Consider the following 10,253-nt stretch of genomic DNA (forward strand, 5'->3'; position numbering starts at 1 on the left):
CGCAACTCGGTATGACAGGTGCCCCAAGGTCGTCCTCTCGGCGATCGCGCTAGCCGCGACTGTCATCTATTGGTTATGAGTCCAGACTCAATACAGCTTCCCACAATAGACGCACTTTCTGTTTCAACTGCGCGTCAAGTGACGCAAGAGCAGAGGGAAGCCAATGCATTTATTTCATACCAAGGGCTTTGGGTCCGCTTCGGGCTGATCTCACCGTTGAGAGGTGCTATGATCATCGAATGACAAAAGAGCTTTCCGAGTATTGGTCGCAACTGGACGGCCCGGTTCATCCCGCCGACATGTCGAACTTCGAGCTTTTCCCCGATCACGGATTCAATCTGGATTTCCCGCCGCCAGCCTTCATCGGAGACGTGATCAACGCACCGATCGTCATACTCGACAATAACGGAGGATACGACGCTTCGCTGACACCGGCCGAGTTCCCTGATCGAGATGCCCACGATGAGTTTCGGGACATGCTGGCGAACCCGCGTCCGGTCAGCCGCGACGAAAGAATGCTCTCACCCTATTACCTTGCGCGAAACTATTCACAATGGTTGGTGGACGGGGTCGCAACGTTGGTAAACGGTGTCGCCTACCGTTCGGTAGATGGGAAGGCGAAGCACGTGACCCGTATGACGAAATCGCTACCCTCCGCGCTGTTTCACCAACACTGGCTACACGAGGTATTGCGGCCACAGGCGGAACGAGGAGAGCGCTTCGTTATTGTCCACCGGTGGAGCCGTTGGAATGGCGCCGCTGACGCGCTTCGCGTTTGTCGGAACGCCATCTTCTCATCCGCTCCGGTCAGTAAGGATCTGACCGCTCGCGAGATCGAAGCGGGTGAATTGTTCCTAGCGGCGCGGGAGTTGGCTGGCGGCCGCGCGGTGAAGGTCGGATATTGCAGAAACTGACAAAGGGTTGAGGATCCGCTCCGGGCTGATTGCCCTCACCTGACCGCTTCGCTCAAGGATGTCGGGTCTGCACCCGAAATCCTGCTTCCGCCAGGTATTGTCAGGTCGCGAACATAGGTTCCGCTATCATCTCTTGTGGGCCATGTCATGGGATCCGGCGAGGAGCGGCAGTGCAGCCATTCCTCGCCGAACTCCAGGTGCCCGTCCCCCTATACGCGGCTACGTTCTCCGGGAGTCGCAGAGGCGTCTCAGAAGCCGCACATGTCGGATGGTCGGTGCCGGAGCACGACCCCTTCCAATCAGCCGCAAGAACGCCAACCATGCGAACTCGTCGTCCGTCAGGGTGTCTACTTCCACATGCTCCATCTTTTCACTTCCCGAACACCGTGTTGATCGCCGCCTGCGACCGGCTGGTCAGGCGCGGATCGCTGTTGCCCGAAGCTTCGCGGATCGCCTTGACCCAGGCCAGCTCGTTCTCGGTGATCGGATCGCCGAACACCTCGATCACTGCCGCGGCCGCGGTCTTCTCGATGGCCTGCTCCAGCGCGAGCCCCATCAGGTAGGCCGGATCGACGTCCAGAGCCCGGGCCATGGCGGGGATGCGATCGAAGGCTGCCTTGGTGCGGCCCTGTTTGATCATCGTGATCATGTTCGGGTTCACGAAGCCGCACTGCGCGGCGATCTCGGCCTGGGTCTTCTTCGGCTTCAGCTCCAGAATGCGGCGCTCGACATATTTCGCGAGGCGGGTGTCCTCGAACGGTTTCTTGGTCATTGTCATTTTCTCCTGTGTGACGCAGCACTTGCTGCATGCTTTCATTATAGAAATGCGTGCATGGGGATGTGCGGCAGGATGAGAGATCCTGGGATGGCGTGCATTTCCCACTTGCGGCGGCGTGGTGGCTGCTTGCTGCCAGTCAAGCCTCGCTGTTGAGCAAAGTGCTCATTGAACGGTGATCGCAGGCCTTGCGGACGCCGCGCTATGAAGGTCGCTCCGCGATACAAAATGCGGTCACGAACGTCATGGGAACCCGCGTGTAACTCGACATCTCCAATGTCCGGACCTTCCGGGGCAGTCCTCCTGTCGCAGGCGCAGGACCGGCGCACACAAGGTGCTCAGGTGTCAGGACAATCTGCGTTTCTGCACATGATCCCGTCCTGGCGGTTACGGCGGCCGTGGGCCCGTCTCACGGATGCTCATCCTCCCGGCGATGGAAATCGATAGAGCGCAGGCTCTGGTCGAACGAGATTTAATGCATAGGTAACATGGTGTGCCGCCGGTCCGGGCCGTTTTCGGGATGTTGCGAGACGGGCGCGGACTCTGAACTCCGAGGAGTGAGAGATTGACACTTGAGCACCATGGTTCCTTTCATTATCGCGCGGTGGTGCGATGGATAGGCTTGAGGGCCATGATCGCCCTGACGCTCATCTTGGGGGCGTTCGGACTCATGGCGCAGGAGCCGCAGAACGGCCCTCCCGCGATGGTTTTGGAGTTCGACGGGCCGGTCAGCCCGGCTTCGTCCGACTACATCACGCGCGCCCTCAAGGACGCGGCCGAGCGTGATCTGCCGCTCGTGGTGCTGCGGATGAATACACCCGGGGGGCTCGATTCCTCGATGCGCGAGATCATCAGCGCGCTTCTCGCATCGCCCGTGCCGGTGGCAAGCTATGTCAGCCCGTCCGGCGCGCGCGCCGCAAGTGCCGGCACCTACATCATGTATGCCAGTCACATAGCCGCAATGGCTCCGGCCACCAATCTGGGCGCGGCGACGCCAGTCGCGATCGGAGGTGGAGGCGGTGACAGTGACAGCCCGATGCCGTTTCAGTTGCAGGCGAACGGGGACGCGACCGCCGCCACTGACGGATCCGCCGCGCAAGAAGACACCGGCGGGACAGCCGAAGGCGCCGCCGATCCCGGGGGCGCGGAGAGCGAGGACACCGAAGACACGCCGGAGGGCAAGGCTCCCTCCGGCTCGGCCTCCAAGGCAAAGGCGATCAACGACGCGGTGGCCTATATCCGCGGGCTCGCCGAGTTGCGCGAGCGTAACGCCGACTGGGCCGAGAGCGCGGTGCGCCAGAGCGCGAGCCTCAGTGCGAACAAAGCCGCCGAGCAGGGCGTGATAGATTTCGTGGCGCAGACCCTCGACGATCTGCTCGCGCAAGCCGATAGTATGGTCGTGGAGATGTCGGATGGCAGCATGCGCACGCTGGCTACGGACGGGCTTGCGCTCGAGACCGTCGAGCCGGACTGGCGCACCCAGTTCCTTTCGGTGATCACCAACCCGAATGTCGCCCTGATCCTGATGCTGGTCGGCGTCTACGGGCTGATCTTCGAATTTCTCAACCCCGGCGCGCTGGTGCCCGGCACCGTGGGCGGCATCAGTCTGCTCATGGGGCTTTATTCGCTGGCGTTGCTGCCGCTCGACTGGGCCGGGGCCGGGCTGATCCTGCTGGGGTTGACGCTGATCGTCGCCGAGGCCTTCGCCCCGTCCTTCGGCATTCTCGGCATCGGCGGCACCGTTGCGCTGGTGATCGGGTCGGTGATCCTGGTGGATACCGAGGCCGAGGGGTTGGCGATCTCCGAGCCGTTGATCGCGGCCGTCGCGGTGGCTGGTGTGGCGGTGACCTTTGTCGTCGTCCACCTGACACGCGGCTCCTTCCGGGCCCGCGTGGTGACCGGGCAGGAGGAGCTGGTGAACGCCGAGGCCCGGGTGATCGACTGGCATGAAAAGGTGGGTCATGTCTGGCTGCACGGCGAACGGTGGAAGGCGCGCGGCCCACACGGCCTAGCCCCCGGCGACGCTGTGCGGGTGCGCGAGATTACAGGCCTTGTCGTGATCGTGGAACCGTCTGGAGAGGGCGACTGACGGAGCGACTCACCGTTCGATTGAGGCAACAGTTTCGCCCGTAGAAAGGAGAACATCATGACCATGCTGGCAGATTTCGGCTTTTATGGAGTTCTGACGATCCTTCTGATCGTCTTTCTCGCCGCAGCCATCAGGATCCTGCGCGAATACGAGCGTGCGGTGGTCTTCACGCTTGGCCGCTATACCGGCACGAAGGGGCCGGGCCTGATCTTCCTGATCCCCGTCATCCAGAAAATGGTCCGGGTGGACATGCGCACCATCGTGCTCGACGTGCCCAAGCAGGACGTGATCTCGAAGGACAACGTGTCGGTCAACGTCTCGGCGGTGATCTATTTCCGCGTAATCGACGCCGAGAAATCCACGATCCAGGTCGAGAATTTCATGGACGCCACCCGCGAGCTTGCGCAGACGACCTTGCGCGCGGTGCTCGGCAAGCACGAGCTCGACGAGATGCTGGCGGATCGAGACAAGTTGAACGACGACATCCAGGACATTCTCGACACCCAGACCGAGGCTTGGGGGATCAAGGTCGCGAATGTCGAGATCAAGCATGTCGACATCGCCGAATCCATGATCCGCGCCATCGCACAGCAGGCCGAGGCCGAGCGCGAGCGCCGCGCCAAGGTGATCAACGCCGAGGGTGAGCAGCAGGCGGCGCAGAACCTGCTGGAAGCCGCCCAGATCATGGCCAAGGATCCCGGCGCCATGCAGTTGCGCTATCTCAGCTCGCTCAACGTCATTGCAGGGGATCAGAGCTCGACCATCGTCTTCCCCTTCCCGATGGAATTGGCAGGCATGGTTCCCGGCATGAAAAAGGACAGCTGAAGCGCGCACGCACGGCACTCGCGACATGCCCCGCTCCCGGGTTGAGACGTCCTTGGCGATGATGCCAGCGACCGCGCGCATTCGGAATGGTTCGTAGCTTTAAGCCCCGAACTTTACCAAGACCACTTGGACCAGAATGAAAACAATACGTTTTCTCGGCCCAAGCGGTCCGTCCGGTCCCGCGATCGGAGACAGTGCAATCGCCTGTCTTTGTCCGAATCTGGGGTCGGATCGCCTGTTAGGCCTTTGTTTTTGCAAGCCACGCGGATCTTATAGCCCAACGCTTGCCGGAAACTAATTCGCGCCATCTCACACAAGATGCCGGATGGAGGAAGGGTGTCGAACAGTGCTCCAACATCCTTTAAAGAAACGGTAGGAATAACGGTCGGAGCCTAGACTTGAATGTCGATTCGGCCGGGGTGATACAGATAAAGTCCTTTGATGCCAGCACTTGGTGGATCGTCTTTCAAACTATAACGAGAGATGATGTTTCGCATTTTGGGTGCGGATAGGCCGGCCATTTCTGATCATGCCACGACGAATGACGAGCCTCTTGACTCGCCCGTATGCTGGGGCGAAGGCCCGAGGCAATGGAGACCGACCGCAGCAGCCTCACCGCTGACGCCTTGAGCCGCGCGTGTCTGACCTGGGCCGTCTGCCGCCTAGCTGCGGGGCAGCCCCTTGCGGCCCGTCTTTGACGACTCGCGACGATGATCTCGCCATGTGGGCCGCTCTGGAGAACCGCTCTCGGGATCGAGATCTTGGTCCGAATTTCCAATAGACACCCTCTCTCTCCATTGCCGCGGCGCTAATTCGGTGAATGCACGCCGGACGAATCGACATGGTGCCGATCACCGATCCTCGAACTCGGACCCGTCGTCGCGCATCAGCACGTAAATCGCGGGGATGACCATCACCGTCAGGACCGTCGCCGAGAGCAGGCCGAACAGCAGCGAGATCGCCAGCCCCTGGAAGATCGGGTCAAGCAGGATGAAGGCGGCGCCCACCATCGCGGTGAAGGCCGTCAGGAAGATCGGGCGGAAGCGCACGGCGCCGGCCAGCATAAGCGCGGGGCGCAGCGGATAGCCCTCCTGCTGACGCATGCGGATGAAATCCACGAGCAGGATCGAGTTGCGCACGATGATCCCCGCCAGCGCGATGAACCCGATCATCGAGGGAGCGGAGAACGGGGCGCCGAAGGCCCAGTGTCCCAGAACGATTCCGATCAGCGTGAGCGGGACCGGCGTCAGGATCACCAACGGCAGCTTGAAGCTTGAGAACTGGCCAACCACCAGAAGGTAGATCGCCAGTAGGGCCGCCCCGAAGGCGAGGCCGAGATCCCGGAACGTGGTCAGCGTGATCTCCCACTCGCCATCCCAGAGTAGCGCGAGTGTCTCAGGCGCGCGGGGCTGGCCGTCGTAGCGGATCTCGGGGGCACCGCCGAGATCGGACCAGTCCATGCCCGCAACGCGCTCCTCGACCGCAAACATCCCGTAGATCGGCGCCTCGTAGGTGCCTGCAAGTTCGCCCATCACCATCTCGGCGTCGTGACCGTTGCGCCTAAAGATCGGATAGGAGGTCTGCTCGCGCGTCTGGATCACCACATCGGCCAGTTCGACCGTGCCGTCCCGCGCGGGCACGGGGGTCGACAACAGGCGTTCGGACAGGAACAGGTCCGCTTTCGGCAGCCGGATCACGATGGCGGGTGGCTTGCGCCCGTCCACATGGTGCGAGTAGCCAACCCGCACGCCTCGCAGGAGGGTGCGGATCGTGTCGAAAACGGCCTGCTGCTCGACGCCGTGATATTCGAGGTTCTCTTGGTCGATGGTCAGGCGCAATCGCTCCTGCGTCCGGCCGAAGGAGGTATCGACGTCCACGATGAAGGGCACCGCGTCGTAGGCCGCCGCGATGCGCCGGGCGGCCTCGCGCCGGGTCTCGGCATCGGGGCCGTAAACCTCGGCGAGCAGGGTCGCGATGACGGGGGGGCCGGGGGGAACCTCGGCAACCGTCAGGGCCGTGCCGTCGGGAAGCGCCATGTCGGCAAGACGTTCCCGCACCTCGAGCGCGATCGCGTGGCTCTGGCGCTGGCGCGCGTCCTTCTCTTCGAGATTGATCTTTAGATCGCCCTGATGCGGCGCCGCCCGCAGGTAATAGTGGCGCACAAGGCCGTTGAAGTTGAAGGGCGCGGCGGTGCCCGCATGAACCTGCATGTTGATGATTTCCGGGATGGCGGCGAGACGCTCGGCCGCGGCGAAGAGCGTTCGTTCGGTCTGCTCCAGCGACGCGCCCTCGGGAAGGTCTATGACGACCTGCATCTCTGACTTGTTGTCGAAGGGCAGCAGCTTGACCGTGACGTCCCGGCTCCAGAACAGAACGAGGACCGATATCGTCGCCAGACCGGTGGCCAAAAGAAAGACCCCCGCCCGCAGGCGCGTGCGGAGGACGGGTTTCGCCACCGTTACGTAGGCGGCACCGAGACGCCCGCCAGGCCGTGCTGCCCGGTCGTCGCCCATGCCGCTCCCGCCCTGTTCGCCTCGCCGGCGCAGCAGAAGCAGCAGCCATGGCGCAACGGTAACCGCGACGAACAGCGAGAGAAGCACCGCCGCGCTTGCGTTGGCCGGGATCGGGCTCATGTAGGGGCCCATCATGCCGGAGACTGCCAGCATCGGCAGCAGCGCCGAGATGATGGTGAGATTGGCGACGATTGTGGGATTGCCCACCTCGTCCACCGCGCCGATGGCCGTTCTGGCCGGGTCGTCCCCGGACCCCTCCTGCCAGCGGCGCACGATGTTCTCGACCATGACGATGGCGTCGTCGACCAGAATGCCGATCGAGAAGATCAGGGCGAAAAGGCTGACCCTGTTGATCGTGTATCCCATCAGCCAGGTGGCGAAGAAGGTCAGCAGGATCGTCGCAGGGATCACGACCATCACGACCAGCCCCTCGCGCCAGCCGACCAGCAATCCGATGATGACGACGATGGACACGGTCGCGCCAAGCAGCTGCATCATCAGTTCGCTCGACTTCTGCTGGGCCGTGCGACCGTAGTCGCGCGCGACCGTGACCGCAACGGTCTCCGGGATCAGCGTGCCCTTCAGCGCCTCGACGCGGGCCAGCATGGCGTCCGCGACATCGACGGCGTTGCTGCCGGTGCGCTTGGCCAGCGCGACCGAGACCGCGGGGTGCGGCGCGAACCCGCCCGCCGCGTCGCGCGCCAGATGCCAGACGCGGTGTTCCTCCGGCGCGCCGCCCACCACGACCTGCGCCACGTCCTTGACATAGACCGGCCGGCGATCGCGCGTCGTCAGCAGCAGGTTGCCGATATCCGGCACGCCGCGCAGCGTCTCGCCCGCCGTGACCGGCAGCGTGGCGTTCAGTTCGCGCAGGGCGCCCGCGGCAAAGGCCCGGTTGGCGTTGCGCACTTTCTCGACCAGCGCCTGCAGGCTCACGCCATAGAGGGAAAGCCGCTCGGGGTCCGGCTCGACCCGGATCTGGCGTTCACGCCCCCCGACGATCATCGAGAAGCCCGCATTCTCGACCTTGGTCAGCTCGTGGCGCAGCTTGCGCGCCAGCGTGTGAAGCTCGGTATCATCCCACCGGCTTAGCACATCGGGCCGGGGACTCAGCGTCAGTGTCAGGATCGGCACGTCGTTGATGCCGCGTCCGATGACCACGGGGTCAGGAATGCCCTCGGGGATGCGCTCGACATTGGCGCGCAGCTCCTCGTGCACGCGCAGAATGGCGTCGTCGGCGTCGGTGCCCACGAAAAAGCGCGCGGTGACGACGGTCCCGTGGTCGCGCGTGTCGGAGTAGACGTGCTCGACGCCGTCAATGCCCTTGAGCAGATCCTCCAGCGGCTTGGTCACCAGTTCAACTGCGTCGCGAGCGTCCAGCCCGTCGGCGCGCACATGCACATCGACCATCGGCACGGAGATCTGCGGCTCCTCCTCGCGCGGAAGCTGACTGAGTGCGAGGACACCCATTGCCACGGCCGCGAGCAACAGAAGCGGCGTCAACGGCGAGCGAATGAAGACCTGTGCCAGCCGCCCCGTAAGACCGGGGGTCATTTCGCGGCCCCCGCGCGCTTGTTTGCCTCCTCCGGCAGAAGCAACACGTCGCCCGTCAGCACGCCGGAAAGGATCTCGACCCCCTCGGCAAGCGGGCGGCCGGGTTGAACCACCACGGGGCCAATACCCTGCACATGGACGTAGTTCACGCCAGAGCGTTTGCGGAGATAGGCTGGCGGCACCATAAAGGCGGGGCGTTGGTCCGTCGCGACGAAGACCCGCGTGCGCTCGCCGACGAAGTAGTCGCCCAATCCGGCAACCTCGACATCGGCGACCACACGGCCGTTTTCCAGGCGGGGATAGACCTGGCTTACCCGACCCTCGCGTAGCGCCTCGTCACGGATCGACAGCCCGCGTTCGCCCACCAGCACGGTGTCGCCCTCGGCAATGAATCGGGCGTGACGCTCGGGCAACCGCAGACGCAACACATAGCATTCGCACGCGATCGTCGCGATGAGTTCGCCCGGCTGCACGACCTGGGCATCCGTCACATGAACCTCCAGCACGCGCCCCGTAGCGGGCGCGAGGACGTCACCCTCGCGCCTACGCTGCTCGACCACCTTGCGTTCGGCACTGAGGGCGGCGAGTTCGCCCTTCGCCACGTCGAACCGGGTCTGTGCGGTATCCATCGTAGACTGGCTCACGGTGCCGCGCTCGCGCAGGGCTTCCATGCGGTCGCGTTCAAGACGGGCCTCCCGCACCCGGGCCTGCGCCGCCTCGATGCGGTTCTGGATCGCGGTCACCTCAAGCGGCAGTTTTGGATCGACCACCCGCGCAATCCGCGCTCCCGCCTCTACCGCATCGCCTTCGTCGATCGACAATTCCTCGATCGTGCCCGCGATCCGCGTGCGTGCGCGGGTAATGTCGGCGCTCTCGACCTGGGCGAAAACCGCCTTGCGGTCCGGCAGAATTCGCTGCTCCACGGCAAAAGGCTCGCCCGTCGCCGCGGTGCCCGCGAGCAGGACGAACAGGCAGACGCAAAGATATCGCCACGGGTGCGCTGGCATGCTGTCGTATTCCTCTCTCACCGGCCGGCACTGTTTACCGCGGCGGTAAACGCTTCGTAAGACCTCTCGACGCTAGCACCAGCATGGTCTTGAAACAATGTGTCCCCAGTCAAAGGCCCGGATGTGCCGCGGCAGGGGTTCTCTGCGTGCCGACCATCCGGGGTCCGTCAGAAGCCGATCGCTTGCCTCTCCTTGCGTGTGTCCGAGACGGCAGCACAGATTCCGCTCCGCAGCCGGTCAACCGGTTGCGAGTCGCTGCAGACGAAGCCGCGTCGGGTGTCTCGAGGCTTGCCGATTGTGGCCGACCGAATGGCCGCCCGCCGCGTAGCGCCGCAACCGTGCGCCCGGGCAGCGCAGTCTCGCAGATGATGTCCATCCCCTCGATCACCGCCAGAAAAATGATGGTGTGAACGTGCTGGTTGTCCGGACCGACACCGGGTGCCCCCAGCCTAGTGTCGCATCGCACATCCGCCGGCAGGAGGTCGAGCGCACATTAAAGGGTAAGCATTCGCCGAAGGCCGTTTGAACTTAACGGTTCTTCTTCTCGTCAGCCAAGATGCGTTCGATGACGTCAGC

General features: G+C 63.7%; 6 protein-coding genes. 3 read left to right on the plus strand and 3 right to left on the minus strand.

Features of this window, described 5'->3' with window-relative positions; all coding sequences use genetic code 11:
* Positions 1-239: 239 nt before the first annotated feature.
* Complete coding sequence (locus tag ACROSR_RS19395; protein ID WP_432687535.1) at positions 240-914, plus strand: hypothetical protein; 675 nt, start codon at positions 240-242, stop codon at positions 912-914.
* 370 nt (positions 915-1,284) lie between these two features.
* On the opposite strand, the gene ACROSR_RS19400 is transcribed toward ACROSR_RS19395, so the two are convergent.
* Positions 1,285-1,686, minus strand: coding sequence for a helix-turn-helix domain-containing protein (locus ACROSR_RS19400; protein ID WP_432687536.1), 402 nt, complete (start codon positions 1,684-1,686; stop codon positions 1,285-1,287).
* A gap of 634 nt (positions 1,687-2,320) precedes the next feature.
* Between ACROSR_RS19400 and ACROSR_RS19405 the strand changes: the two genes are divergently transcribed.
* Both ACROSR_RS19405 and ACROSR_RS19410 read left to right on the plus strand, forming a co-directional pair.
* Complete coding sequence (locus ACROSR_RS19405) at positions 2,321-3,778, plus strand: NfeD family protein (protein ID WP_432687537.1); 1,458 nt, start codon at positions 2,321-2,323, stop codon at positions 3,776-3,778.
* Positions 3,779-3,835: 57 nt separating this feature from the next.
* On the plus strand, positions 3,836-4,603 hold the full coding sequence (locus ACROSR_RS19410; RefSeq protein ID WP_432687538.1) for a slipin family protein: 768 nt from the start codon (positions 3,836-3,838) through the stop codon (positions 4,601-4,603).
* An 851-nt stretch (positions 4,604-5,454) separates the two neighbouring features.
* Here the strand turns inward: ACROSR_RS19410 and ACROSR_RS19415 are convergent.
* Together ACROSR_RS19415 and ACROSR_RS19420 are read right to left on the minus strand one after the other, a co-directional pair.
* The gene (locus tag ACROSR_RS19415; protein ID WP_432687539.1) at positions 5,455-8,670 is read right to left on the minus strand and encodes an efflux RND transporter permease subunit; all 3,216 of its coding nucleotides are present in this window, start codon (positions 8,668-8,670) and stop codon (positions 5,455-5,457) included.
* Positions 8,667-9,677 carry an efflux RND transporter periplasmic adaptor subunit gene (locus ACROSR_RS19420; protein WP_432687540.1) on the minus strand — a complete coding sequence of 337 codons (1,011 nt, stop codon included), beginning with the start codon at positions 9,675-9,677 and terminating at the stop codon, positions 8,667-8,669. Before ACROSR_RS19420 ends, ACROSR_RS19415 begins: the two co-directional genes overlap by 4 nt.
* Positions 9,678-10,253 lie beyond the last annotated feature (576 nt).

The sequence above is a fragment of the Roseovarius tibetensis genome, assembly GCF_050896375.1.
Classification (GTDB): domain Bacteria; phylum Pseudomonadota; class Alphaproteobacteria; order Rhodobacterales; family Rhodobacteraceae; genus Roseovarius; species Roseovarius tibetensis.